The sequence below is a fragment of the Undibacterium sp. Ji50W genome, assembly GCF_049340445.1.
In the GTDB taxonomy this organism is placed as follows: Bacteria; Pseudomonadota; Gammaproteobacteria; order Burkholderiales; family Burkholderiaceae_D; genus Undibacterium.
Genome location: NZ_JBMPOX010000013.1, coordinates 50,375 through 76,540, shown reverse-complemented (window position 1 = coordinate 76,540; position 26,166 = coordinate 50,375). Strand labels below are relative to the sequence as shown.

Sequence of the window (26,166 nt, the reverse complement as noted above, 5' to 3'; positions counted from 1 at the left end):
AGGTCTATCAGGTCTATCGGGTCTATCGGGTCTATCAGGTCTATCAGGTGAGCCAGCAGCAAGTGACTTACTTGCTGGATGCTGTGTCGGCTTCCACATCCTTGCTTTCCACAGGCACTTCTTCAAACTGATTCAGTTTCTTTAAAAAACGCTGCGTCTGCTTATAGTCTTCACCCGCCAATGAATCAGTCATCGCCTGGAAGCTCGCCGAGCGATTCAGCCGCCCTGACAGCAGTTTGGAAATGCCTATCGCCACCGGGATGAATAGCACACTGACCATCAGGCTGGGGAAGATGAAGTTCTGGGTTTTTTGATACAAGTCCACACCAAACACGCCCTTGAACAGCACCAGCAAAAAGGGGATGAACCAGATAATTTGTCCCAGCAAGAATGCCCATTTGAACAAGTTTAGCCGCCGGGCTTTCAGTTCTGCCAGTTGTCTTTGCACGGTAGTGACGGGTTGAGAAAAATCCAGGTCTTGCAAGGCATGCCGCTGTCTGTGGTTGAGCAGGGGCAAGGCGATGGTCCATGCCAGTATGGCCAGCGCAGGCAGGGCAAATTTGATATCCATGATGTAATGCGACAGGAACCAGATCAGGTAAATGAACACCGGGGTGCCGGCAATGATTTCGTATTTGTCCGCCCAGCCCCATTTGCTGATTTCGCGTCTGTGCTGTTCCAGTACGGATAATCTTAGCATCTGCGTATTCAGCCTGACAGCCTGTTCCAGGCCCTGATCCCTGGCTTGCCATTCGGTCTTTAAAAGGTCGAGATTCATCTTAATTTCCTTCTGCAAAACGGGTTTGCAATTTTTGTTTGATACGGCTCATGCGGGTAGCGACATTGCTGGCAGTCAGCCCCATGATGGCGGCAATTTCATCATTGTTGTAACCATCCATGAAGAGCAGGATAAGGGCGCGATTGAGTTCATCGAGTTCGCTGATGAGCTTATCCAGGGTGCGCATATTGTCGCTTTGCGTGCTAAAGAGCTGATCTGCTTCGGCAATGTCCAGTCCAAATTCTTCCAGCGGCAAGGTATCGCGCAATTGCCGGGTTTCACTGCGGTAGTGCGAGATGGCGACATTCATGGCGATGCGGTACATCCAGGTAGAAAACAGGACGCGCTGATCAAAACTGCGAAATGAACGCCACAACTGCATCACCATGTCCTGCACCAGATCGCGCCGGTCTTCTGCATGGCGGCAATAGCTATAGGCAATCTTGTACAACAGGCGCTTGTGCGCCGCCAGTTGCTGCAGGAAGAGTGCTTCATCCATGTTGTCGGGCCCGGGTTTGTCGCTGGGCGCGTTTGCCATTCAACACTGCACCCAGCCAGGTGTATCTTACCAGCCAGTGATAGCTGAGCAGGGTCAGCAATAAGGTGCTGCACAGGACCACCATCAGCTTGAGCAGCCAGTGCCAATCGCTGCGTGATACGCCTGCCTGGGCCGCCATGATCAGCGGCAGATGGATCAGGTAAATCCAGTAGGATGCGTCAGCAACATAGCGCAGCGTCGGACTGGCCTGGTTCATATAGCGCAAGCCCAGACCTGTCAAGCCAAAGCAGAAATGCCATGCGGCAGCGGCATACAGGAAGGCGTATAGCAACTTGTCTGCGTCGTGGGGAGCTGGCATCAGTCGCGGCACCATACCCACAAGCAGCAGACAATAACTGCTCAGGGCGAATGCCATCAGCAGATGCCATGGCCAGCGTTTTTTCCATCTGTCAAAAACATCCTGGCAAGACTGTAGTAACCAGCCGAAGCCGAACGCCATGCCAAAACTGACCCAGGCAGCCAGACTTGGGTACAGTGACTGATCTGGTGTGGGCACGCCAAACCAGTTGGTCCAGTAGGGGATATAAAACAAAGCCAGGGCAACCGGCACCGCCAGCAAGAAGGGGGCAGCCCAGCCAGTCAGGCTGGCCGTGATCAGCTTGCCGACCTGGTCCAGTTGCTTGCTTAACTGCTTACTCAGTTGCTTGCTCAACTGCTTATTCAGTTGCATACTCAAGCGATTGGCCAGGCCGCTGGCCTGCGCGCTGGTCCACAGTGCCCACAGTGCCACAGACGGTATGTACAAAAGCAAGAGCATATACAGAAACCACAGATGGGCCAGCGGGAAGTCGCCCGGCGTGAAACTGGGTATCGGTGGCGATTGCTTGGGCAAGTTACCACCCAGTCTTATCCGGGTCGCCAGTACCACTGCCGCAACGATGATGCCGAAGATCAATGGCCAACCGATAAGCAAGGGCAGGGCGATGCGCCGTGCCCTGTCCCTGATGAAACCGGACACACCTTTTTTCTGTAAGCCCATATGCGCAAAGAAACCGGCAAGCATGAAAAACAAAGGCATCCTGAAAACATGAATCATGAAAAACACTGGCCCCAGCAGTATGCTTTTTTCATGATCATTGACTACCCAGAAAAATCGTGCGCCGGGCAGGAAAGACATGCTGGCATGCAAGAGCACACCCAGCAATAGGGCAAATGCACGCAGGGCATCCAGCCCGTGCAAGCGGTCTTCGCGCCTGCCAGCTAATGGGGCATTCAGTGTGTGCGGATCGGTGGCAGTGTGCATGACAGTTTCCAAAGTTGAAGTAAGCTCTGTGGCAAATCAATTACCCGCCGGACGTTGAAAACGGGAAGTGGCAATCACAGGATTGCTCTCTAGCTGGTCGATGATCATGCGCATGCGCTGGCTGGCACCCCTGCTGCCGATTTCTATGCGAAACGGTAGTTGCAGGCCATCTTGTTTGCGGTAGTCCATGCTGAAAATTTCCAGGTCGGTCAGCTGCCCCATTATCCGTCGTCTTTGCAGGCGTTTTACTTCGAGAAAATTATCGGCATCCAGATAAATGCTTGATTCCCCCGTCCCCGGCACGCTGACTTTAATGACATGGACAGGCCGGCCATCGAGTTTTTCTTGCCCCTGATAGTGCAGCGGGAAACCGAATTTTTGCGCCGCTACCAGGATACCGTCAAAATAAGCTTCTTCGATCAGGGCAGGCAGCTCATCCGCGCTGATGTCTACGGCTTGTTTGCCGCTGGAAAGGAAAGGGTCTATTTTCCAGGCATCCTTGCCATCATAGCTACTGCTTTGCACCTGCCCTTGCAGAAAGACATCCCGGCGTAACAGATTGGGGCGTTTCGATTCTACCGTGGTTGGTATTTCAAACGGTGCCATACCGACGATGCGCAATTTGACACGTCTGGACTGTATTCTGGAAAAATCGCCGATCGCTGCATAGTGCTGTTGCAGGATATAGTTCAGGTTTGCTGGGACAGTATTGGCAGCTTGTCCGTAGGTATGGACGGCATGCAGGCAAAGAAGGGTGAAAAATAAAATACGGCATATAGCAGACATGACATCTCCCGCCGCATTTGATCGTGATCAAATGCGTATCAAATAAGAAAATAAATGTTCAGCGGCTGACGTAATAACTGCAATAGCTGCAATCGCTGAACCCATATACTTTTATTCGCTAGTCGACAGAAAAATTCACAACTGCTTGAAAATATTTGTTTGATCTTTCAGGCCAAGCCACCCTAATCTGCCAGCTTGGTTATAATCCTGCTATGCGTATTTCTCACCGATTCCGGCACTACACCATCTGGCTTGCATGTTTTGCATTGCTGTTCAGTGGGCTGTTGCCATCCCTGGCAACGGCTATGGAGTCAAAACCTGTCGTTGCCGGACAGGTATCTGGCCTGGTGGAACTGTGCAGTGCCAGTGGTAAGAAGCTGCTGGATACGGCTACCGGTAAAATCGTCCAGCTTGCTGAAGGAAAAACTGGCCAGCCAAACGGACATGCTGTTAGTCACTGCGCGTTGTGTGTGCCGTTCAATGATCATTCCGTGTTCCTGCCAGCTTCTTTTCCTGAGCCTACTGACAGTCAACTCAGCGAATTTTTCCCGCCCCTGTTTTATCATGCACCTGTCACGCTTGCCGCCTGGACGCATGTGCAAGCCCGCGCCCCGCCGCAATCCACTTTTCATCGCTGATTTTCCTAGGCGCATGCCGATGGCATGTGCATAGCTTGTGTTTGTTAAAGTAATAATAATGCAATTTCACAGCCATGGGGCATGCTTTTTTTGAGCAAGTATGCAGGGCTGGATATTGCAGGAATTTTGGAATAATTGAAAAGGAATACATACATGAAAAACTTCAACAAACTGCTCATGTCAGCTGTTTTGTTTTCTGGTTTTTCCACCGCGGCGCAGGCGCAGGTAACGGTGAAAGAAGCCTGGGTGCGGGCAACGGTGCCCCAGCAAAAAGCCAGCGGGGCATTCATGCAGATCAGTTCTGTCAAAGATGTAAAATTGGTGGAAGTACGTTCACCAGTCGCCGGTATTGCCGAACTGCATAAAATGGAGATGAATAACAACATCATGAAAATGCGCCCGGTAGACAGCATGGATTTGCCTGCCGGTAAAATTGTGGATCTGAAACCAGGTGCATATCATGTCATGCTGATGGATTTGAAATCCCAGATCAAGGATGGCGACATCGTGCCTTTGACGCTAGTGCTTGAAAACAAAGACAAGAAACGTGAAACCGTAGAGGTCAAGGCAATAGCCAAGCCTTTGAACCAGGCAGTTCATCATTGATTGGCGATTAGCATGCACAAATCCACCCTGGCTGTCTGGCATGCCTATGCATTTTATTCGCATCAGGCTATATCGCCAGTACATGGGTTACCACACGAGTTGCATTCGTTGCCTGAGCAGGCAACACCTACAGATTTCAGGAGAACAGTATGAAAAAACAGATTTTCATTTTACTTGCCGCCTTGTGTGCCCAGGCTGCTTCTGCACACATTACTCTGGACCAGACAAAAGCAGTTGCCGGCAGCTATCAGAAACTGACATTCAAGGTCGGGCATGGTTGTGATGGCAGTGCCACGCACACGCTGAAAGTCATCTTGCCGGAAACTGTGAGCGGTGCCAAGCCCATGCCCAAAGCAGGCTGGAAAATTGACACGGTGATTGAAAATCTCAGCACACCTTATACCTCGCATGGCAAGACCATCAGCCGTGATGTACGCGAAATCAGCTGGACTGGTGGCCCTTTGCCTGATGCTTACTATGATGAATTTTCTGTGCAGGTGAAATTGCCTGAGACTGCCGGCAAGCTGGCTTTCAAGGTGGTGCAATTATGTGAGAAGGGCAGGCTGGATTGGGTGGAAATCCCGACAGGTGACCAGGCTGCCAAGGGCTTGAAGACACCAGCACCGGTGTTGGAGATATTGGAAAAAACAGAAGCAACACATCAGCATTGATGCAATTGTGTGTATAAATAAAACCCCCCGCGCTTTGATGAAAGCACGGGGGATTTTTTTATTAACAAGAATCACACAAATGCCTTGGTTTTTTCCATCAATGGGCCTGCAATGGGCCTTCATTGGCGGGCTGGCCATTAAATCCGGCAAGGGTGACTACATACTGGCTATGATCTTTTTTTCAGAATGCATCCGGCTTGTTTGTAATAGTTGTTTTAAAGAGTTGTTTTACTGGGCCTGGAATATTTTTTCGATAGGCAGTTGAAACAGTTTGGCTATGCTGAAAGCCAATGGCAGGCTGGGGTCATAACGTCCTGTTTCTATCGCATTCACCGTCTGGCGAGATACTTCCAGCAGGTCTGCCAAATGGGCCTGGCTCCATTCACGCTGGGTACGTAATTCCCTGACGATGTTCTTCATTGCGACCTCTCTTTCCACCTGCGCAGACAAGTGATCAAGCCCCAACTGCCCATCACCAGAGACCAGGTCACAAACATGCTGAGCTTGGGGAAGCCTGCGCTTTCCATGAAGCCATAGCTAAGTCCGGAAGCAGCGGTCACTGCTGCTGCCATACCCAGATTTTCCAGTGACCAGATGCGCAGATATTCATCCATGCGCTGAAATTGCCTGACTATGGTCCAGACCGTCAGCAAGGCGGGTAAGATGGGACTGGCAATCAGCAGGCTGCGCAGTGATCCTGCAGGCATCGGCCCGGCAAATAAATTGCTGCCGAATACGAACAGGCAATACATTGCCAGTGCCGCAAAAAGCTCACGGAAATAAAGAGCCCTGGCTTGTTTCTCACGCATCATCGTCTCCTTCTTTAAAAGTAAGTAAAGTTTGCTTTACACCCCAAGTCAAAAAATTAGCGCCAGGACTTTGCCTGCACGCTTTAGCTTCAGCATTTTTATTCAAGTGATGTAAAGCATACTTGTCATCATATATCAAAGAACAAGTATGTCAAGTACACTTTACATAGATAGTGGAATTTTGTTTGAATAGAGAAGAATGAAGGAACGGTAGAAATTAAAAAGGCTTGCAGAAGAATGATTCTGCAAGCCTGATTTCCGATTCCTGATTTCATGTGGGCTGACAGCCCTGGCATTTACAGGATGTTCAAAGTCACTTCGATATTGCCGCGGGTGGCGTTGGAATAAGGGCAGACTTCATGTGCCTTGTGGACCAATGCTTCAGCTGCTGCACGGTCCAGGCCAGGCAGCTTGACATTCAGTGTCACGGCCAGGCCAAAACCGCCTTTGCCGTTCGGGCCTATGCCCACCAGGCCATTCACGGAAGTCTCTGCTGGCAGCGCGGTCTTCTGGGCTGCTGCGACAAATTTCATGGCGCCAATGAAGCAGGCTGAATAGCCGGCAGCAAACATTTGTTCAGGATTGGTGCCTGCACCGCCTGCGCCACCCAGTTCTTTTGGGGTCGTCAGCTTGACTTCCAGTTGATTGTCGCTGGAAACGGCACGGCCATCACGACCACCAGTTGCTGTTGCATTTGCTGTGTAGAGTACTTGCATCGTCTTGCTCCTTGTTGGGCTTGGTTGATTGAGTGGCAGTTGTTGATGCCATGGGTGAACTATATCGCGCAATTAAATTGCGCGCAATCTAATTTCTCATCATTTTTTTCTATGAACATCATAGGTGTCATGCGCGTTTATTCAAGGACTTGTTACAAAATCAATATAAAGGTGCATGTTGAATGTATGTCGTGTCTGCAAGTGCTTCAGGGTTTGAGTAATTCCGCGCGCAAGGCGGTCAAGCTGGTGCGTAGGTCGATCAGGGTTTCTTTGCTTTGGCCGCTGGCGCAGAGTATTTTATGCGGTATGTCCATGGCGGCTTTCTTCAGTTCCCTGCCGGCAGCCGTCAGGGTGATTCTGACCTGACGCTCATCGGCCTCATCCCGATGGCGTTGCAACAGGCCATTTGTTTCCAGGCGCTTCAGCAAGGGGGTCAGGGTGCCTGAATCCAGGAACAGGGCATTGCCGATATCCTTGACCAGTACCTTGTCCTGCTCCCACAAGACCAGCATGACCAGATATTGCGGATAGGTAAGTCCCAATTCATCCAGCAGCGGCTTATAGGCCTTGGTCAGGGCCAGGGATGAAGAATACAGGGCGAAGCAGAATTGGTTTTCCAGTGCCAGCATATTGATGGGGGGGGTAGCAGGTTTTTTCATCATGGCACTCTTGGTGGTAGGGCAGCTACAGAACGGGCTGCAAAATATCTTCGTCGCTGGTCATGATAAACAGTTTTTTGAACCTGTTGCAAACTTGCTGCGTGATCTTTGTCAGGAGCGCTCGCTCGGTTTGAAGTCGACCATGGGTGGCAAGGTATAATGTCAGCCATTGCGTGTGGCCTGGCCGCCGCTTACCGTAAGAGGACAATGTGCGCTTTATCGAGAAACTTTCTGCCGCCTGGACGGCAAACAATTCCCTGCTGTGTGTGGGCCTGGACCCGGATGTCAGCCGCTTTCCAGCAGAATTGGCAGGCAAACCGGATGCCATATTTACATTTTGTAAAACCGTGATTGATGCAACGGCCGACCTGGCCTGTTCATTCAAGCCGCAGATCGCCTATTTTGCAGCGCTGCGGGCAGAAGATCAGTTGGAAGCAATTTGTCGTTATATCAAAACCACGTATCCACATATTCCCGTCATTCTGGATGCCAAGCGTGGTGATATCGGTGCCACTGCCGGTCAATATGCACGCGAGGCATTTGAACGTTATGCAGCCGATGCCGTGACCGTCAACCCCTACATGGGTTTTGATTCTGTCGCCCCGTATCTGGAATGGAAAGACCGTGGCGTCATCATACTGTGTCGTACATCGAATGCCGGTGGCTCTGATCTGCAATTCCTGGATGTCGGTGGCAAGCCTTTGTACCAGCATGTGGCGCAACTGGTGGCTGATAAATGGAATGCCAATGGCCAGTGTGCCCTGGTGGTAGGTGCGACTTTCCCGAATGAACTGGCGCAGGTGCGTGCCCTTACAAGGGATATGCCTTTGCTGGTGCCAGGCATTGGTGCGCAGGGCGGTGATATTGCGGCGACGGTGCAGGCCGGCAAGACTGCCAACGGTACCGGCATGATGATCAATTCTTCACGCGCCATTTTGTATCCGACAGCTCTGGCGGGTGAAAGCAATGTCGCGGCGATTCGCCGGGTTGCCCTGGAAACCCGCGACACGATCAATACTTACCGTTAAGCTGCACGGAAAATACAAAAGCCCATCCAAGGCAGATCAGCACGCATGCAATCCTTCCACGTACATCCTCGTGGAATTTTTGCAGAGCGTGCATCACGGCCTGGCGTTCTTTTAGAAACTGTGACGTATACCCACATGCAGGGCTTTGTCACCTGAGCCGGCTTCAATGGCACTACCTACGGTGTAGCCAGCACCATTCTTGTTATCTATCCTGGCGTAAGCCGCATACAGGTCGGTACGCTTGGACAGGGAATACAGATAAGCCACAGCCAACTGGCTGGCATCCTGATTTTTCACTGTCTTGTCGTCTTTGCGGATATACGAAGCCAGTATCTTGTTGTTACCGAATGGTACAGTCACACCCAGCAAAAAATCAGTGGAGTCTGTGGATGCCGTCGGTGCCACCAGGCTACCGAAGGGGTTGGCAGTATTGCGCAAGGGTGAACTGTTCAGGCCCTTGTTGACGCCATACGCCAGATGCGCTTTTGCTACACCAAAATCATAGGTTGCTGCCAGCAGGGTGGTTTTGCCGTCATCTGTATTCTTCAGCGTGGCAGTGTCATTGTTACGGTTGTGGTAACCCAGGCGTACTGCAAATGGGCCGGATGTATAGGCAATGGCTGCACCAAGCTGGCGACCGGCAGAAGTATCACCGGCTGTCTCGCCAAAGCCATAGGCGAGTTCAGCAGTCAGGCCATCAAAGGAAGGCGTGACGTATTTCAAGGTGTTGTCCATGCGGCTGGAACCAGCGCCAGAGTTAGGCATGATATTGGCGGCATCACCAGCAAAGCCGGTACCGAAGGGATCTGCAAAAGCCAGTGTCAGGTATTCAGGTGTGTACTGACGACCTGCAGTCAATGTACCAAAATCCCCCTTGATGCCGAGATAGGCCTGACGTCCAAACATCAAGCCACCCTGGCCCGATGAACCTGCATCGACGTTGATACCACTTTCCAGCAGGAAGAAGGCAGACAGGCCACCACCGAGGTCTTCAGTGCCCTTGAAACCCAGACGCGAACCGGAACCAATACCGCTGGTCAGTTTACTGACAGAACCGGCGCTGCCGCCGTTTTCTATCGCAATGCCGGTATCCACGATACCGTAAATGGTGACGGAAGATTGGGCCGAAGCAGTGCCGGCAAAAGCGCCAAGTATGGCCAGTGCAAGAAACGTCTTTTTCATTTAGTTCTCTCAAAAATAGGTAAGGAAATAATTCACAGTCAAAACAATCGCCTATTGCCGGGATGCAGTACCACATGCTGTGACCTGCTGGCTATGCGGGCAATAAAAACGATAAGGAACGATAAAAACGATAAGGCTGATGTAAGGCTAATTACCGGTCGGATTGCCTGTCAATGCGGTCGGTAATTTATTATCGATGAAAAGTAAGATGTTTACATATATATTATTTATAAATCGTTTATAAATAATTGATGAAACGTTGTTAAAAAGTTGAAATTGAATTTGGGGAAATAAATGGATGCCGACGATGGGCGGGAATTATTTTGTTGTGCATGGTGAAAATAAAAATGGCCGGTGATCACTTCATCACCGGCCATTTCTGCGGGCACGCTCAGTCGCTGTCAATGGTGCTCCATGTTGCTGGCAGCGTGACCGACAGCGCGCATCATGCCTTACCGTAACCGCCACCGCCCGGTGTTTCAATCACGAAAAGATCGCCTGGCTGCATAGTGGTACTGGCGACAAAACCCAGCGCCTCGGTCGTACCGTCATGTCTGATGACATAATTTTTACCGCAAGCGCCATCGGCACCACCTGCTGTGCCAAACGGCGCATACACGCGATTATTCGACAGAATGGAAGCCGTCATGTTTTCCAGGAAGCGTATCTTTCTGACGCCGCCATTGCCACCATGCCAGCGACCTGCACCACCTGATCCCGGTTTGATCTCGTAGCTTTCCAGTCGGACCGGGTAACGCCATTCAAGAATTTCTGGATCGGTCAGGCGTGAATTCGTCATATGCGTCTGTACCACGTCCGTACCATTGAAACCTTCGCCCGCACCTGATCCGCCAGAGATGGTTTCATAGTATTGATAATCATCGTTGCCGAAGGTGAAATTGTTCATGGTGCCGGGTGACGATGCGACTACCCCCAGCGCACCATACAAGGCATTGGTAATGCAACTTGAGGTTTCCACATTGCCCGATACTACCGCTGCAGGGTAGCGCGGATTCAGCATGGAACCTTCAGGAATGATGACCTTCAAGGGTTTCAGGCAACCGGCGTTGAGTGGGATATCGTCATCGATCAATGTCCGGAATACGTACAACACGGCAGCCATGCAAATCGCGCTGGGCGCATTGAAATTATTATTCAGTTGTGGTGAGGTGCCGGTGAAATCTACTTCGGCAGAACGTGAAGCATGGTCAACCCGGATAGCAACCTTGATGATGGCACCGTTATCGAGCTTGTATTCATAACTGCTGTCTTGCAGTGCCGTGATGACGCGCCTGACGGCTTCTTCGGCATTGTCTTGCACATGGCCCATATACGCCTGCACCACGTCCAGGCCATAGTGCTGTACCATTTTCAGCAGCTCATCGACGCCTTTCTGGTTGGCAGCAATCTGGGCCTGTAAGTCGGCCAGGTTTTGATGGATATTGCGGCAAGGGTATTTGCCGGAAGAGAGCAGGGTGATGGTTTCTTTTTCCAGGAACTTGCCGGCACTGACCAGTTTGAAATTATTGATCAGCACACCTTCTTCTTCCACTACCGTGCTGTCTGCCGGCATTGAGCCCGGTGTGATACCGCCGATGTCGGCATGATGACCGCGTGAACCGACATAGAACAGCACCTCGCTTCCTTCGACATTGAAGGCGGGTGTGATGACTGTGACGTCGGGCAAGTGCGTGCCGCCGTTATACGGGTCGTTGAGCATGTAGACATCACCGGGCCGCATGCTGCCAGCGTTGGCACGGATGATGGTCTTGATACTGTCGCCCATGGAACCCAGATGCACAGGAATATGCGGCGCATTTGCAATCAGGTTGCCTTCGGCATCAAACAGTGCACAAGAAAAATCCAGGCGCTCTTTGATGTTGACCGAGAAGGCTGTATTTTGCAGGCGCAAGCCCATCTGTTCGGCGATACTCATGAACAGGTTGTTGAACACTTCCAGCATGACAGGGTCTGCCCTGGTGCCTATGGCCTGGCGTTTCGGACGTGCCTCCAGACGGGTAAACACCAGGTGATTCAATGCCGTGACTTCAGCACCCCAGCCTGGTTCTATGATGTTGGTAGCATTTTTTTCGGCAATGATGGCCGGCCCCTTGATATGATCACCCGGGCGCATGTCTTCACGTGCATATAGGCCAGTATCGTGCCATTTTCCACCAGAAAAAAGCTGGACGATTTCCACCGGCTTCAACGCCTGAATATTTTCCCGGGGTGGCAGATAGTCGACGCTTTCATTGCCTTCACCCGAATTGCCTATGGCTTCTACCGAAATTGCTTCGATCACCAGCGGCTTGTTCGGCATCAGGAAGGAATAGCGCTTTTTATATGCAGATTCAAACTGGTAAATCATGCCGGCGATATCCTGCATGCCTACCACGATAACCGAATCCGTCCCCTCGTAGCGCAAATGTGCACGCTGTTTGACACTCAGGTTTTCTATTAACACACCTTGCTCAAGCAAATCATTTTTTGCTGATGCAGACAGGCGCGCCAGTTGTTTTTCCAGCGCGGGGAGGGAAGTTGGTGCCAGTGGCAATTCCATGGCTTGCTCACGCATGGCGGTCTGGTCCGCCAGGCCCATCCCATATGCCGACAACACACCCGAGAATGGGTGGGCAAATACCTTCGTCATCCCCAGTGCATCCGCTACCAGGCAGGCATGCTGGCCACCGGCGCCACCGAAAGTGGTCAGGGTATAGTCAGTCACATCATGGCCGCGCTGTACCGAGATGAATTTGATGGCATTGGCCATATTGCCGACAGCAATTTCGATGAAGCCTTCGGCCACTTCTTCCGGTGATTTACGTATGCCGGTGGCTTTTTCTATTGCTGCTGCCATAACCGTGAATTTTTCCACAACGGCGTCGCGGTCCAATGACATGTCAGCCTTCGGGCCAAACACTTTGGGGAAATAAGCTGGCTGGATTTTTCCCAGCATGACATTGCAATCGGTCACAGCCAGTTGGCCGCCGCGCCGATAGCTGGTGGGGCCAGGGTTGGCACCGGCACTGTCAGGGCCGACACGGTAACGGGTGCCGTCGAAATGCAGGATGGAGCCGCCACCAGCGGCGACCGTATGTATGCTCATCATCGGTGCCCGCATCCTTACACCGGCAACCTGGGTTTCAAATTCGCGTTCAAATTCACCGGCGTAGTGGGATACATCCGTCGACGTGCCACCCATGTCAAAGCCGATGATTTTATCGAAGCCCGCAGTCTGCGCCGTGCGTACCATGCCGACGATACCACCAGCCGGGCCGGACAGGATGGAATCCTTGCCCTGGAAGCGATGTGCGTCCGTCAGGCCACCGTTGCTTTGCATGAAGAACAAACGCACACCGTCCATCTTGCTGGCGACCTGATCCACATAGCGTCGCAATATGGGCGACAGGTAGGCATCCACCACCGTGGTATCACCACGCGAAATCAGCTTCATCATCGGGCTGACTTTGTTGGAAATGGAAATCTGGGTGAAACCTGCTTCAGCCGCCAGCTTGCCTATGCGATCTTCATGCTGGGTATGACGATAGCCATGCATGAGCACAATTGCCAGTGCGCGATAACCATCCTTGTATAAGGTAGCCAGCGCTGTTTTGACCGCGGCTTCATCCAGTGCCTGCAGCACCTTGCCCTGGGCATCGATGCGTTCATCGACTTCCACCACTCTTTCATACAACAACTCTGGCAATACGATATGGCGGTCAAACAGGCGTGGCCGGTTCTGGTAGGCGATACGCAAGGCATCACGAAAACCTTTGGTAATCATTAGCGCCGTTGGATCGCCCTTGCGTTCCAGCAGTGCGTTGGTGGCAACCGTGGTTCCCATCTTGACGGCAGATACCAGCGTGGGTGAAATATTCTGGTCCGAGCGCAAGCCCAGCAAACCTTGTATGCCGGCGACGGCGGCGTCTTTATATTGTTCCGGGTTTTCTGACAACAATTTATGTGTCAGTAATTTTCCATCCGGGCGGCGTGCCACGATATCGGTAAACGTACCACCGCGATCTATCCAGAATTGCCAGCGTTGATCTTCGGGGAGATCTTCGTGCGCTTGTTTCTGTCCGTTCATATTGCAACCACCTTTCATAAAGAGATGTTGCCGTCCACCGGCAAAGTCTAATCTCGGTTTGATCCGCCATCCATATCCGGGGCTATCGTCCTTGTGTCAAAAATCAGACAGTTCCCGCATTCAACTATTGCCGGAAGACAGCAGATGGATTGGATTTCCAGTACTAAAAAACAAAAAACATCACTGTTCTTGTGCATCTCCGCTACAGCGTGGTGCAGTTTTTTAAAACAGATTTACAGAAGGAAAAAAACTTTATAAACATCTTGTAGATTTTTCCTTTAATGATATTGTAGTGTTTATTGAGATTAAATGTAATATATTTTATTGACGTTTTATCGATAAAACGTTTACGATATAAAACATCGAAAGGGTAAATGATGTCTGACTTGAAGCAAAATAAGCTGATCTTCTCCTCGTCATGTAAGCGCTTTCGATCGTTTGTAAAAGGCTTTGCAGGGGCAAGCGTGGCAGCGGCGATGGCAGTGTCAGTGGCAATGTCAAGCGTCGTGCTGATGGCAATGACGGCCTTGCCCTGCCAGGCAGATGAAATGGAAGTACGTTTCGCCACTGCCTATGCCGCAGACAATTTTCAAACCTTGAATCTGCAACAATTTGCCAGGGATGTCATGGCAGGCACGGGTGGACGGGTGAAGATGAGTGTCTTTGCCGCAGGTAGCTTGTTGAAACCGGCAGAAATTTTTGCCGGCGTTATCAGTGAAAAAGCCGAGGCAGGTGAAATCATCATGTCCAGCCTGGCAAAAGATATACCGGTATTTGGTGTGGATTCCCTGCCATTTACTGTCAGGGATTATGAAGATGCTTATCACTTGTGGATGGCGTCAAAACCGGAAGTGGAAAAGGCGCTTAACAAGCGCGGTTTGAAGTTGCTTTATTCAGTGCCGTGGCCGCCCCAGAACCTATACTCAAAAAAACCTTTGAGTTCACTGGCAGATTTCAAGGGTATGCGCATGCGCAGTTATAACCCGGCCAGTGAAAGGATAGCCGAGTTGGCCCTGGCAACAGCAGTGCCGGTACAGGTGATCGATCTGGAAAAGGCGATTGCCGCTGACAAGCTGGACCTGATGATCACCTCAAGCTGGACCGGGGTGGAAACCAGGGCATGGAGCAAGATGCAGTATTACTACCGGGCAAATGCATGGATACCCAAAAATATGGTCTTCATCAGTCAAAAAGTGTTTGCCCGATTTGACCCGGATACGCAAAAGAAAATCATGGATGCCGCCCAGCATGCCGAAAAACGTGGCTGGGATATGAGCAGGGACAGCGATGCCGGTTTTGAAAACCAGTTGCGTAACAACAAGGTCAAGGTGGACCAGGTCGACGCACTGTTAAGAAATAACCTTGACAGGCTGGGCGAGCAGTTTGTCAGGGAATGGTTGAAAACAGCAAGCAGTGAAGAAGTATCCATATTATTGAAATACACGACCGAAAGGTCGATGAAGTAAATCTTTGGCTGACAGGTCCGGCAAATACGGAAAAATGCAGGCAAGGACAGGCGTTGCAGCATAGGAAGCGGCTCTCATCAAGGTAGCAGAGAGCTTACATTTAATTAAATTGGAGCGTTTAATAATGTTTACAAATACCATCAAGAGAATTGCCCGCGCAGGTCTTCTGGCCGCCCTGGGATTGAGTTTTTGCTACTCTGCCTATGCGCAGCAAGAAATCAAGATAGGCGTGATCTATCCTTTGTCCGGCGCTGCGGCATCATCCGGCAGTGAAATGAAAAACGCGCTGGAACTGGCTGCCGATATCGTTAACAACGGTGCTAAAAGTGCACCCAATCTGCCATTTTCCGCTGGTGGTGGCTTGCCTAACTTGAAAGGTGCCAAGATCAAGCTGGTGTTTGCTGATCACCAGGGCAATCCGCAAATCGGCGCAAGCGAAACCGAAAGACTGATTACCCAGGAAAAAGTGGTTGCCATTGTCGGTGCCTACTTCAGTAATGTGACGGCGACGTCCAGCCAGGTGGCTGAAAAATACAAGATCCCTTATGTCAACCCGGAATCTTCTTCATCCACGTTGACACAGCGTGGTTTCAAATGGTTTTTCCGCACTACGGCGCATGATGATTTGTTCGTCCATAATTTCTTTGAGTTCTTCAAAGAGTTGGAAGCCAAAAAAGGCATCAAGGTCAAGCAACTGGCAACCTTCAATGAAAACACCTTGTGGGGCAATGAAACCACCAAGCTAGAAACCAAACTGGCAGCAGAAAAAGGCTATAACCTGGTGAAGACCATTGTCTATCCGGCGAAAAGTACACAACTGACTTCTGAAGTGCAGCAACTGAAATCATCGAATCCGCAAGTCGTCATGCAATCTTCTTATCTGGGTGACGCCATCATGGCGATGAAAACCTATAAGGAACTCGGTTTTTCTCCCGACATGATCCTGGCTAACAATGCCGGATTTACCGATACAGAATTCCGCCGCACCCTGGGCAAGGATGCTGATTTCGTCATCACCCGTGAAGTCTGGTCGCCTGATCTGGCGAAGAACAATCCGCTGATCAAACAGGTCAATGATTTGTTCAACAGTAAATACAAAATTGACTTTACCGGTAATTCTTCCCGCACCTTCACGGGTTTGATGACATTGGTGGATGCGATCAACCGCGCCGGCTCTACTGAACCAGAAGCCATACGCAAAGCCCTGACTGAAACCAATATTCCAGCCAATAAACTGATCATGCCGTGGAAGGGCATTAAGTTTGATGAGCATGGTCAAAACGTCTTGGGTTCCGGCATCCTGGTACAGATCATCGATGGCAAATACAACACGGTATGGCCTTTTGACCTGGCCACCAAAGATGTGGTTTGGCCTATGCCTAAATGGGATCAACGCAAGTAGCAAGCACAGTAAAAAAGAAGCTCAGTAAAAAGAAGCACGCTTGCCCGGCTAGCCAGCCGGGTAAAAAAAGCATTCAGTAAATACTACCTGGCGATACCTGACGTCGGTTTTACATATAGGAAGTGCGAGGAGAAATATGTCCCTTGAAATTATTATTCAAACCCTGGCGTCAGGGATCTTGATCGGATTGATCTATGCGCTGGTGGCGATTGGCTTGACCTTGATCTTTGGCGTCATGGATATCGTCAATTTTTCTCATGGTGAATTTTTGATGTTTGGCATGTATTCCAGTTTCTGGATGTACTCGCTGTTTGCATTGGACCCCATGTTTACCCTGCCATTAACGGCATTGTTTTTGTTTGCGCTTGGGGTGATTCTGTACAAACTCATCATCAGAAAGATCACCAATGCGCCCATGTTGTCGCAGATTTTTACCACCTTCGGCCTGATGATGTTGTTCCGCGGTCTGGCGCAATTTTTCTGGAAACCCGATTTCAGGACGGTTGATCATTCGGTTGTATCCGGGGCTGTGCAGCTATTCGGCATACAGGTGGGCATGCCGCAGGTGACGGCAGGTGCCGGTGCCATTCTGGTGACTATGGGGATTTACCTGTTCCTGACCAAAACCCGTGCCGGGGCAGCACTGGAAGCGACTGCTGCAGATAAAGAGGCGGCCCAACTGATGGGCATCGATTCGCAGAAAATGTTTGCCATGGCCTGGGGCATCGGTGCGGCTTGTGCTGGTGTGGCTGGCGCTTTGTTGTCGACTTTCTTTCCCATCTTTCCTGAAGTGGGGGCGAACTTTATCCTGATTGCTTTTGTAGTGGTGAACCTGGGTGGTTTTGGCAGTGTGATCGGGGCCTTGTTTGCCGGAATTATTGTCGGCGTCATCGAAGTCATGGGTGGTTTCCTGATCGGACCGCAATACAAGCTGGCACTGGTGCTTGGATTGTTCCTGGCGGTGTTGATGTTCCGTCCGCAAGGACTGATGGGTAAGCAATAAGGTGAAAAATAAGGTGGAACTATGAACATACAAGAAAAAACCCTGACATCGGCGCATGAATTGCTGGCACCCGATTCTCATGGAAAATCCTCGGTTAAATACATACTGTTATCCCTATGTGTGATTTGTGCTTTGCTGGTACCTGTCGTGGTCAAAGACCCGTCACACCAGAACCTGGCGATATTGATACTGATGGCGGCACAACTGGGCGTGGCCTGGAATATCGTCGGTGGCTATGCCGGTCAGGTGTCGCTAGGGCACGTTGCCTTTTACGGACTGGGCGCCTACACCTCAACACTGCTGCTGACGCAATGGGGCATGAACGCCTGGCTGGCGATGTTATGTGGCGGCATATTGGCGGCACTGATTAGCCTGATCATAGGCTGGTCATGCTTTCGCCTCAACGGCCATTACTTTGGCATGGCAACCATTGCCGTGGCTGAAATCATCCAGATCATATTCACCAACTGGGAATATGCCGGTGGCGCTGTTGGCCTGACCCTGCCCATGGATCAGCAGGGCTGGAGCAACATGATTTTTACCGACAAGGCACCGTATTACTACATCGCCCTTGGGCTCTTGCTGCTGACACTGGCAGTGAATTACTGGATAGAACACAGCTACCTTGGCTATTACTTTCGCGCTATCAAGGATGAACCGGATGCGGCACGCAGCCTGGGTATCAATCTGAGTCGCTACAAACAGATCGCCTTTGCCGTCAGCAGTTTTTTTACCGCCATCGGTGGCAGCCTGTATGCGCAGAAAGAATTGTATATCGATCCGGGTTCAGTGCTGCATACCGGCCTGTCGATCAAGATGGCCCTGGTATCCATATTGGGTGGAGTCGGCACTTTGCTGGGACCAGTCATCGGTGCAGGTGTATTGACCTTCATTGAAGAGGGAACACGGGCTTTGTTTGGTGGTTCTGGCCGTGGTACGGATCTGGTGATTTATGCAGCATTGATTGTGCTGATTGCGGTCTACTATCCGACAGGTGTGATGGGCTGGATCAAGCAATTTTTTGCCCGCAGAAAAGCGGTCAAGGCGCAGAAATCACTGGATGCACAAGACACCACGGATGCACAAGTCAGCAAGGAGGCAGCATGAGCTTATTGCGGGTAGAAAGCGTCAGCAAACGCTTCGGCGGTATCACCGCCAATCAGGATGTGTCATTTGAGGTAGGGGCCGGCAAGATCGTTGGCCTGATAGGCCCGAACGGTGCTGGCAAGACCACCATGTTTAACTGTATTGCAGGTTATGCACCACCGACCACGGGTGAAATCTGGATGAATGACATCAGGGTATCTGGTATGAGCCCTGAGCAATGTGCGCGAGCAGGTATAGGCAGGACCTTCCAGGTGGCGCGTACCTTTACCAGCATGACAGCGCTGGAAAACGTCATGGTTGGTGCTTTTCTGATCAACAAGAATGTGGCGGATGCCAGACAAAGTGCCGCGAAATTGCTGAGCTTTGTCAATCTTGGTCAGTTTAAAGAAAAGCCTGCTGGCAGCATGACCATCAGCGAGCAGCGCCGCCTTGCGGTGGCCCGTGCACTGGCAGTCAGACCACGCCTGTTGCTGATGGATGAAGTCATGGCGGGCCTGAATCCGACCGAAGTCAAAGAGACGGTGGACGTGGTTTTGAAAATCCGTGAAGAAGGTATTTCCTGCCTGATTGTTGAACACGTGCTGGAAGGCATCATGCCGATTGCTGATGCGATTGTAGTGCTCGATTACGGCAAGAAGATCGCCGAAGGCAGTCCTGAACAAGTGTCTAACGATCCCAAAGTGATCGCTGCTTACCTGGGAGATGAATGATGCTGCAAGTACGAAACCTGAGAGTCAGTTATGACGGCGTGCTGGCCTTGTCCAAGGTCGATATGGATGTCGAGAAGGGCAAGATCGTCGCCCTGGTCGGTGGTAACGGCAATGGCAAGTCTACCACCTTGCGCGCCATTGCCGGTTTGAATGCGGCCGATGCCGGTCAGATCGTATTCGACGGCAAGCCGCTGGAAAAAATCCCGGCCAGCAAACGGGTAGGCCTGGGTTTGTCATTGGTGCCGGAAGGACGACGCATATTCGCCCGTCTGACGGTGGAAAGAAATCTGCAACTGGGTGCCTATACCCGCCGTGACGATGATGAAGTGGCCGAGTCCATAGACACCATGTACAGCTTGTTTCCCATTCTCAAGGAAAGGCGCTACCAATTGGCTGGCACCATGAGTGGTGGCGAACAGCAGATGCTGGCGATAGGCCGGGGCCTGATGGCGAAACCCAAATTGCTGTTACTGGATGAACCGTCCTGGGGAATCGCACCGAAGTTCGTCACCAAGGTACTCGACACCATACAACTGATCAATCAGCAGGGCATGTCGATATTATTGGTAGAGCAAAACCTGCACAAGGCACTGGCGATTGCCCATCATGGTTATGTGATACAGACAGGTCGCATCGTCATGCAGGGAACGGGGCAAGAACTGCTGAACAATGAAGATGTGAAGAAAGCTTACCTGGGCGTCTAGATCTCCCGCAAGCAATCGCAGGCAAGTCAATAGGCAAGTTGGGTCACTTGCCTTGGCCCCGCTTTGTCTGCGATTTTGGAGACGGAATGCGTTTTTGTTTTTGATTGCATCTTTGAGGGCAGGCTATGCTGAACAAATACACCAAAAATTGGAAGATAGGCCATAGGCTGGGTCTGGGTTTTGGTTTCGTAATTTTGTTGATGCTGGCATTGACGGTGACCGGCGTCACGCAACTGGGGCGTATCAACCAGGGAGTAAATCTGGTGGTCAAGGAAGCCTATCCAAAAACGGCTGTTGCCAACCGCATCAAATCTGATCTGGACCACATTGCTCGCAGCTTGAGAAGTCTGTTACTACTATCTACCCTGGACGAAAGAAAGCTGGAACAGTCCGCCATAGACAAGGCCGGTAAACAGATTGATCTTGATCTGGCAAAGTTTGACAAGCTGGCCGATTTTGAAGAGGAGAAAATTTTTTTGCAGGCAGTGTTGGCCGCCAAGCAGCGTTATCAGCCAGTGCTGGACAAGTTTCTGAAGCTGATTGCCGAGAACGAGGTCGAGCAAGCCAGGGATCTGGTATTGCCTGAAATTGCCCCTTTGCAGGACCAGTATTTTGCTGCGCTGGACCAACTGGTGACCTGGCAAGCTGGATTGATGGAGCACAGTGGCAGTGATGCTGCAGCCATATCCGGTGCGGCGCAAATGCTGATGATCATCTTGCTGGCTATTGCCGGGGTGGTGGCGATACTGATTGCACTCGTCACCACACGGACGATTACGTCTTCATTGAACGCCGCTATCCTGCTAGCGGAGGCTGTCGCCAGTGGCGATTTGCGGGTAGAGATAGAAGTCAGGACCAATGACGAAACCGGCAAGCTGTTGTCGTCGTTGAATCAAATGAGTCAAAGTCTGATCATTGCAGTGAGACAGGTCAGGCAAAGTTCAGAAAAAATCGGTACTGCTGCACGTGAAATAGCGAATGGCAACCTGGATTTATCCAACCGCACTGAACAACAGGCATCTGGTTTGCAGGAAACTGCCGCCTCCATGGAGCAGCTTGCCGCTACCGTAGGGCAGAATGCAGAAAATGCCGTTCAGGCACATCAACTGGCCGACAAGGCTTTTCAGCATGCAGGCAAGGGCGGCAAGGTCATACAGCAGGTAGAACTGACCATGGGAGCGATCAAGTCCAGTTCCAACAAGATCGTTGACATCATTGGCGTGATTGATGGCATTGCGTTTCAAACCAATATCCTGGCGCTGAACGCGGCAGTCGAGGCTGCCCGGGCCGGTGAAAATGGTCGTGGCTTTGCCGTCGTGGCCGCTGAAGTACGCAATCTGTCACAAAGATCGGCCAGCGCCGCGAAAGAAATCAAAACCCTGATCGCTGATTCCGTTGGCCAGGTCGATGCTGGTGGCAAACTGGTGAGTGAAGCCAGTGCCACCATGCAGGATATCGTGATATCTGTGCAGCATGTGGCCAATATCGTCAGCGAAATCAGCTCGGCCAGCCGTGAACAGAATACCGGCATTTTGCAGGTTAACCATGCCATCAGCATGATGGATGAGATGACCCAGCAAAACGCCGCGTTGGTGGAAGAGGCGGCTGCCGCTGCCAGAAGCATGCAGGAAGAAGCCGAAATACTGGTGCATACCGTGGCGGTGTTCAAGCTGGAAAAATCCGGGCAGGCCGTGCCAGCGCCTACGGAAAATAAGTTGGTGCTGGCAATTTCTTGATTTTGGACGGCGTTAGTGGTGGACAGGTGTGGAAAAAGATGAATTACTGATTATTTATTGATAAATTGATAGAAAATAGCTGTTATTTTTCGTGGAAAAGCTAAAATTAAAGGACGAAATATCGTCATCTGTTTAGCAATCTTCATATCAATTTTTTTAAAGAATCTCTATGTCCACTACCAAGCCTGCAAAAAAGACCAGCCTGAGTTCATCGGCGTCACCCAGGGTGCCGATTGTTTCTTCTTCACACCTGGCGGAAGGTCGCAGTGCGGAATTAAGTGAATTTGAATTTGGCATGATCATTGCTGGCAATGCCTTCAATCGCTGGGCGGTCAGATGCATGGCTGCCGTCGGCATGAAAGACATGACGATTACCGATGTGCTGGTATTACATCACATCAATCACCGCGCACGCGAAAAGAAGCTAGCAGACATCGCCTTCATCCTCAATATTGAAGATACCCATATCGTTAATTATTCGCTCAAGAAATTGCAGGCTTTGTCACTGGTGCAGACCGAAAAACGTGGCAAGGAAATCCTGTATTCCACCAATGAAGCAGGGCGCGATGTATGCCAGCGCTATTACGCCGTGCGCGAACAGGTGCTGGTATCGGCGCTGACCGGTGACGGCACTGAAAGTTTTGAACTGAGCGAACTGGCGCGCTTTTTGCGCGTCTTGTCCGGGCTGTATGAGCAGGCTGCAAGGGCAGCAACCTCTTTATAAACTAAAATCGATAATTCACGGCAGCGGTGACGGCTGTGTCTACCTGGAAATGGTTTCCCAAGGTACAATAAAAAGTCGTCCGTATTTCGATTGCCATCATGACAGCCCAAAAAAATGCCGAATTCGCATTCCTCGAAGCTTTTACTGCGGAATTGTCTGCAAAGAAGCTGGTATTCCCCACGTCCCTAGGGGCGACCATGAAGATCCGCAAGGCATTGAGCCAGGCGGATATTTCCACCGATATGGTGGCGCGGATTATCGGCACCGAGCCGGTATTGTCGGCCAAGATACTGCATCTCAGCAATTCCGCCTCTTTCAACCCGCAGGGTAAAAAGATTACGGATTTGCGCGGGGCGACAGTGTTGCTGGGATTTGCCGCCGTGCGCAATATAGCCGTTTCCATAGGCATGAAGCAGTTGGCCGAGAACAAGTTTAACGGCAGCCTGTCCGCCCAGATGGATGGCCTGTGGCGGCGCAGCCTGCGGGTGGCGGCCCTGGCCATGGTGATCGCCAAAACCCATACCCGCCTGAGTGCCGACAAGGCCATGCTGGCTGGCTTGTTACATGACATAGGCAAGTTTTACATATTGAATCGCGCGAATCATTACCAGGACTTGTTTACATCCGAACAGACGCTGTGGGAGTTGATTGATCACTGGCATGCCAGCATAGGTTCGGCGATACTGGAAGACTGGGAAATTTCTGACGATATACGCGTTGCCGTCATGGATCATCGTGACCATAATCCTGGCAGTGGGCATAAGCTGGGTTTGATTGATGTGGTGGCCGTGGCTGATTTTCTGGATGGCCATTTCGTCAACGAGACCATTGCCGAACTGGACTGGAGTAAAGTCCCTGGCAGCTTCCAACTCTTGGATATCACGCCGGAAAATATTGATGAACTGATGCAGTCTACCAGGACAGAGCTGGCCTTGGTCTTGAAGGCCATCAACTGAAAATAGCTGTTGGTTGGCTAGTGCAGCACTACACTAAGCCAGGCAGGCCTTGATACGTTCATGGCCAGCGCGGCTGACCGGAATCTGCACGCCGGATTTGAGTATCGCAACATGGCTGTCCTTGCTGGCCCGCTCTATGTTCTTGAGCGCGCTGATATGCAATAAAAACGAGCGATGTATGCGGATGAATTTGCTGGCATCCAGTAGGGCTTCCAGTTCTGACAGGCTCTGGGTTTTCATATACGACTTTTGCGCTGTATGGATGGTGATGTAATCGTCTTGTGCCTCAACATAGTCTATGCTGTCCAGCGGTACATGATGTACCTGACCACGGTCACGTATCAACAGGCGTTGCAGTTGATGGCCTTGTTGTGCTACCAGCTTACCCAGTTGGCCCAGGTTCTGGGCTTGTGCCGCATCCGTCAACTTTTCTGTGCTTTCCTGGGCCAGCAATTTGCGCGCCTTTGCCAGGGCGTCGTCGAAGCGTTGCTGGGAAAAAGGTTTCAGCAAGTAATCAACGGCATGTAAATCAAAGGCTTTCAACGCATACTGATCATAGGCCGTGGTGAAGATGACGCCGCTGCGCCTGCCAGTCACTTCCAGCACTTCCAGCCCGGACAATTGCGGCATCTGTATATCCAGCAAGACCAGCTCCGGGTCCAGCCTGCTGATGGCTTCTACTGCTTCCATACCGGTTTCGCATTCACCAACGATCTCTATGTCGGTATGTGAGCGCAGGTATTCTATCGAAAGCCGGCGTGCCAGTTCTTCGTCATCCACGATCAATACCCGTAAGCGCTTATTCATGCCGGTCTGTCCTGTTCATATGGCAGAGCCATTTCAAGTAAGAATTCATTCGCTGTTTGCTGCCAGCTGACACGTGCCTGTTCACCATAGATAGCTGCAAAGCGCTGACGTAGATTCTGCAGACCCAGGCCATTGCCGGCACTGTTGCTGGCTTCGCTAGCCACTGGATTTTTTACCGAGATATGCAGCCACTGGTCACGCCTGAAGATGGTGACCGTGATAATGCCGCCTTGTGGCAGATTGCGTATGCCATGTTTGATGGCATTTTCCAATAGCGGTTGCAAAATCATCGGCGGTATCAATGCCTGTCCTGCATCCGGGCTGATGTCGAATGTATTACCCAATTTTTTACCGAAACGGATTTTTTCCACGGCCAGGAAATTTTCACACAGACGCACTTCATCATTCAGGCTGATTTTTTCTTTTTCGGCAATCGACAGGGTCTGGCGGAAAAAATCAGCCAGCGCTATGGTCATGCTGCGTGCACTGGTGGGGTCTATTGCTGTCAGTGCGCTGATGGAGTTGAGGCTGTTGAAAAGAAAATGCGGGTCGATCTGCGAGCGTAAAACCTGTAGTTCGGCATCCCTTGCCAGCAGGCGGGATGCCGCTTCACGCCGGTCTGCTTCATGCATATTGTCAAAGGCGATATACAGGTCGAAGGCCAGCAAGGCCAGCACATACAAGGCAAAGCCAGCCAGGAAAAACAGTGCTGACAGGTGTGGTGTGATCTGCAGTTCGGTGCCATCTTCCAACAGGAAAAACAGGACCTTGTTCCAGCCATGGCAGATGCCCAGCCAGCTCAAGCCTGAGATCAGCGATGCACTGCCAAAGACCAGCACGGCGGTGACCATCCTTCTGTGTGCTATAGGCAGGGAACGGCAGACATAATAGGCGGAGGATGCAAGAAAACCACCGAGCAGGGCCAGGGGCAAGGAAAACAGCAGTGCGTAAGACATCGTGCTCAGTTCCGCCGCCACCAGCAACCTGGCGATACCGACGCCCATCAGCAGGCAGGCGGCGATATACAGCAGGAAGCGACGGAAATCTGACAATATGGGATGCATGCAAGCCTAAGCGTTTCAGTTTTTGACTTCGACACCACCCATGACGGCGTAACCTTTGATATACAATTTTTTCGCAGTCAGCATGGGCGGCACGGTTTTGTCCTCAAATCCACCCAGTATTGGTGAGCCATGGCTGATTACTGTCCAGTCATTCGGTACTTTCAGCACTATGCCACCCCACATGGCGAAGACATTCAGGGTTGCTTCCGACTGTATGGAGGCCTGACGCAAATCCAGTTCCACACCTCCCATGACGGCATTGATTTCACCTCCCTTGAAATCCTGAGAACTGTTTTGCAGTTTATTGCCACTCATGACGGCGACGATATTGCACACGGAATCCTGATTTACCTGTCCATTCAGGTAGCGATCCTTATCGCCCAGTTTACCTTTGAAAATCACCATCAGACCCGCGAAGATCAGGAAAATTGGCCACAAGTCGCGCATGCGGAAGTGGATGATGCCCATGTATTGCAATGTCAGCATGCTACCCAGGATGATGAAGCCACCGCCGATAATATACCCGGCTGTACTGTCACTTTTTGAAATTTTCAGCACACCAATGATGATGAACACCGTGGGCCAGAAATGGAAAATGTCGCGGGTGTTGAAAATATCCAGATTATCCAGCAATGCCAGCGTACCAAATATCAACAGCATGGCACCAACCAGGATGCGGCCTTGCGCGTTATTGTTGTTCATGATGATAGTCCTTAATTGAAATG

27 protein-coding genes are annotated in these 26,166 nt (G+C 51.1%); 14 read left to right on the top strand and 13 right to left on the bottom strand.

The annotated features are described in order from the left end of the window. Positions 1 to 67 precede the first annotated feature (67 nt). The 4 genes from ACO0K9_RS17955 to ACO0K9_RS17940 are packed head-to-tail and all read right to left on the bottom strand — an operon-like array spanning position 68 to position 3,366. On the bottom strand, positions 68 to 778 hold the full coding sequence (locus tag ACO0K9_RS17955) for a hypothetical protein (RefSeq protein ID WP_422987397.1): 711 nt from the start codon (positions 776 to 778) through the stop codon (positions 68 to 70). Position 779: 1 nt separating this feature from the next. After that, complete coding sequence (locus ACO0K9_RS17950) at positions 780 to 1,277, bottom strand: RNA polymerase sigma factor (RefSeq protein WP_422987395.1); 498 nt, start codon at positions 1,275 to 1,277, stop codon at positions 780 to 782. After that, on the bottom strand, positions 1,270 to 2,580 hold the full coding sequence (locus ACO0K9_RS17945) for an acyltransferase family protein (protein ID WP_422987393.1): 1,311 nt from the start codon (positions 2,578 to 2,580) through the stop codon (positions 1,270 to 1,272). The genes ACO0K9_RS17950 and ACO0K9_RS17945 overlap by 8 nt, the downstream gene beginning before the upstream one ends. Before the next feature lie 36 nt (positions 2,581 to 2,616). Continuing rightward, positions 2,617 to 3,366, bottom strand: a complete 750-nt coding sequence (locus ACO0K9_RS17940; RefSeq protein WP_422987392.1) for a hypothetical protein — start codon at positions 3,364 to 3,366, stop codon at positions 2,617 to 2,619. Positions 3,367 to 3,578: 212 nt separating this feature from the next. Here ACO0K9_RS17940 and ACO0K9_RS17935 point away from each other — a divergent pair, with 212 nt between their 5' ends. The 3 genes from ACO0K9_RS17935 (at position 3,579) to ACO0K9_RS17925 (ending at position 5,281) form a co-directional block, all read left to right on the top strand. Beyond that, positions 3,579 to 4,004, top strand: coding sequence for a DUF2946 domain-containing protein (locus ACO0K9_RS17935; protein WP_422987390.1), 426 nt, complete (start codon positions 3,579 to 3,581; stop codon positions 4,002 to 4,004). A 153-nt stretch (positions 4,005 to 4,157) separates the two neighbouring features. Continuing rightward, positions 4,158 to 4,610, top strand: a complete 453-nt coding sequence (locus tag ACO0K9_RS17930) for a copper chaperone PCu(A)C (protein ID WP_422987388.1) — start codon at positions 4,158 to 4,160, stop codon at positions 4,608 to 4,610. 149 nt (positions 4,611 to 4,759) lie between these two features. Continuing rightward, positions 4,760 to 5,281, top strand: a complete 522-nt coding sequence (locus ACO0K9_RS17925) for a YcnI family protein (protein WP_422987386.1) — start codon at positions 4,760 to 4,762, stop codon at positions 5,279 to 5,281. Positions 5,282 to 5,509: 228 nt separating this feature from the next. Here ACO0K9_RS17925 and ACO0K9_RS17920 read toward each other — a convergent pair whose 3' ends face one another. The 4 genes from ACO0K9_RS17920 to ACO0K9_RS17905 form a co-directional block, all read right to left on the bottom strand. Continuing rightward, positions 5,510 to 5,701, bottom strand: a complete 192-nt coding sequence (locus ACO0K9_RS17920) for a helix-turn-helix transcriptional regulator (RefSeq protein ID WP_422987384.1) — start codon at positions 5,699 to 5,701, stop codon at positions 5,510 to 5,512. Continuing rightward, on the bottom strand, positions 5,698 to 6,090 hold the full coding sequence (locus ACO0K9_RS17915; protein ID WP_422987382.1) for a hypothetical protein: 393 nt from the start codon (positions 6,088 to 6,090) through the stop codon (positions 5,698 to 5,700). Before ACO0K9_RS17915 ends, ACO0K9_RS17920 begins: the two co-directional genes overlap by 4 nt. A 296-nt stretch (positions 6,091 to 6,386) precedes the next feature. Next, entirely contained in the window at positions 6,387 to 6,806 is a 420-nt protein-coding gene (locus tag ACO0K9_RS17910) for an organic hydroperoxide resistance protein (RefSeq protein ID WP_422987380.1), read from the bottom strand. Between the two features lie 206 nt (positions 6,807 to 7,012). Further along, entirely contained in the window at positions 7,013 to 7,468 is a 456-nt protein-coding gene (locus ACO0K9_RS17905; RefSeq protein ID WP_422987378.1) for a MarR family winged helix-turn-helix transcriptional regulator, read from the bottom strand. Between ACO0K9_RS17905 and ACO0K9_RS17900 the strand changes: the two genes are divergently transcribed. Next, positions 7,467 to 7,625 carry a hypothetical protein gene (locus tag ACO0K9_RS17900; protein WP_422987376.1) on the top strand — a complete coding sequence of 53 codons (159 nt, stop codon included), beginning with the start codon at positions 7,467 to 7,469 and terminating at the stop codon, positions 7,623 to 7,625. The genes ACO0K9_RS17905 and ACO0K9_RS17900 overlap by 2 nt on opposite strands. A 49-nt stretch (positions 7,626 to 7,674) precedes the next feature. After that, positions 7,675 to 8,493 (top strand): orotidine-5'-phosphate decarboxylase, encoded by an 819-nt coding sequence (gene pyrF, locus ACO0K9_RS17895; protein WP_422987374.1) that lies wholly within the window; start codon positions 7,675 to 7,677, stop codon positions 8,491 to 8,493. 111 nt (positions 8,494 to 8,604) lie between these two features. Here pyrF and ACO0K9_RS17890 read toward each other — a convergent pair whose 3' ends face one another. Next, positions 8,605 to 9,675: a porin gene (locus ACO0K9_RS17890; RefSeq protein WP_422987372.1), complete on the bottom strand. Its 1,071-nt coding sequence runs from the start codon at positions 9,673 to 9,675 to the stop codon at positions 8,605 to 8,607. A gap of 445 nt (positions 9,676 to 10,120) precedes the next feature. Continuing rightward, positions 10,121 to 13,762, bottom strand: coding sequence for a hydantoinase B/oxoprolinase family protein (locus ACO0K9_RS17885; RefSeq protein WP_422987370.1), 3,642 nt, complete (start codon positions 13,760 to 13,762; stop codon positions 10,121 to 10,123). A gap of 494 nt (positions 13,763 to 14,256) precedes the next feature. Here ACO0K9_RS17885 and ACO0K9_RS17880 point away from each other — a divergent pair, with 494 nt between their 5' ends. The 9 genes from ACO0K9_RS17880 (at position 14,257) to ACO0K9_RS17840 (ending at position 23,570) form a co-directional block, all read left to right on the top strand. After that, positions 14,257 to 15,228, top strand: coding sequence for a TRAP transporter substrate-binding protein (locus ACO0K9_RS17880; RefSeq protein ID WP_422987512.1), 972 nt, complete (start codon positions 14,257 to 14,259; stop codon positions 15,226 to 15,228). A 124-nt stretch (positions 15,229 to 15,352) separates the two neighbouring features. Next, positions 15,353 to 16,630: an ABC transporter substrate-binding protein gene (locus tag ACO0K9_RS17875; protein ID WP_422987368.1), complete on the top strand. Its 1,278-nt coding sequence runs from the start codon at positions 15,353 to 15,355 to the stop codon at positions 16,628 to 16,630. Positions 16,631 to 16,766: 136 nt separating this feature from the next. After that, on the top strand, positions 16,767 to 17,633 hold the full coding sequence (locus ACO0K9_RS17870; RefSeq protein ID WP_422987366.1) for a branched-chain amino acid ABC transporter permease: 867 nt from the start codon (positions 16,767 to 16,769) through the stop codon (positions 17,631 to 17,633). A gap of 21 nt (positions 17,634 to 17,654) precedes the next feature. Continuing rightward, positions 17,655 to 18,740: a branched-chain amino acid ABC transporter permease gene (locus ACO0K9_RS17865; protein ID WP_422987364.1), complete on the top strand. Its 1,086-nt coding sequence runs from the start codon at positions 17,655 to 17,657 to the stop codon at positions 18,738 to 18,740. Further along, the gene (locus tag ACO0K9_RS17860) at positions 18,737 to 19,450 is read left to right on the top strand and encodes an ABC transporter ATP-binding protein (RefSeq protein WP_422987362.1); all 714 of its coding nucleotides are present in this window, start codon (positions 18,737 to 18,739) and stop codon (positions 19,448 to 19,450) included. The genes ACO0K9_RS17865 and ACO0K9_RS17860 overlap by 4 nt, the downstream gene beginning before the upstream one ends. Further along, positions 19,450 to 20,154 (top strand): ABC transporter ATP-binding protein, encoded by a 705-nt coding sequence (locus tag ACO0K9_RS17855; protein ID WP_422987360.1) that lies wholly within the window; start codon positions 19,450 to 19,452, stop codon positions 20,152 to 20,154. Before ACO0K9_RS17860 ends, ACO0K9_RS17855 begins: the two co-directional genes overlap by 1 nt. A gap of 125 nt (positions 20,155 to 20,279) precedes the next feature. Beyond that, positions 20,280 to 21,890: a methyl-accepting chemotaxis protein gene (locus ACO0K9_RS17850; protein ID WP_422987358.1), complete on the top strand. Its 1,611-nt coding sequence runs from the start codon at positions 20,280 to 20,282 to the stop codon at positions 21,888 to 21,890. 169 nt (positions 21,891 to 22,059) lie between these two features. After that, complete coding sequence (locus ACO0K9_RS17845; RefSeq protein ID WP_422987356.1) at positions 22,060 to 22,614, top strand: winged helix DNA-binding protein; 555 nt, start codon at positions 22,060 to 22,062, stop codon at positions 22,612 to 22,614. Between the two features lie 98 nt (positions 22,615 to 22,712). Further along, positions 22,713 to 23,570 (top strand): HDOD domain-containing protein, encoded by an 858-nt coding sequence (locus ACO0K9_RS17840; protein WP_422987354.1) that lies wholly within the window; start codon positions 22,713 to 22,715, stop codon positions 23,568 to 23,570. Positions 23,571 to 23,603: 33 nt separating this feature from the next. On the opposite strand, the gene ACO0K9_RS17835 is transcribed toward ACO0K9_RS17840, so the two are convergent. The 3 genes from ACO0K9_RS17835 to ACO0K9_RS17825 are packed head-to-tail and all read right to left on the bottom strand — an operon-like array spanning position 23,604 to position 26,143. Further along, positions 23,604 to 24,377 (bottom strand): LytR/AlgR family response regulator transcription factor, encoded by a 774-nt coding sequence (locus ACO0K9_RS17835; protein ID WP_422987352.1) that lies wholly within the window; start codon positions 24,375 to 24,377, stop codon positions 23,604 to 23,606. Beyond that, entirely contained in the window at positions 24,374 to 25,441 is a 1,068-nt protein-coding gene (locus tag ACO0K9_RS17830) for a sensor histidine kinase (protein WP_422987350.1), read from the bottom strand. The genes ACO0K9_RS17835 and ACO0K9_RS17830 overlap by 4 nt, the downstream gene beginning before the upstream one ends. A gap of 15 nt (positions 25,442 to 25,456) precedes the next feature. Continuing rightward, on the bottom strand, positions 25,457 to 26,143 hold the full coding sequence (locus ACO0K9_RS17825; protein WP_422987348.1) for a LiaI-LiaF-like domain-containing protein: 687 nt from the start codon (positions 26,141 to 26,143) through the stop codon (positions 25,457 to 25,459). Positions 26,144 to 26,166: the final 23 nt, after the last annotated feature.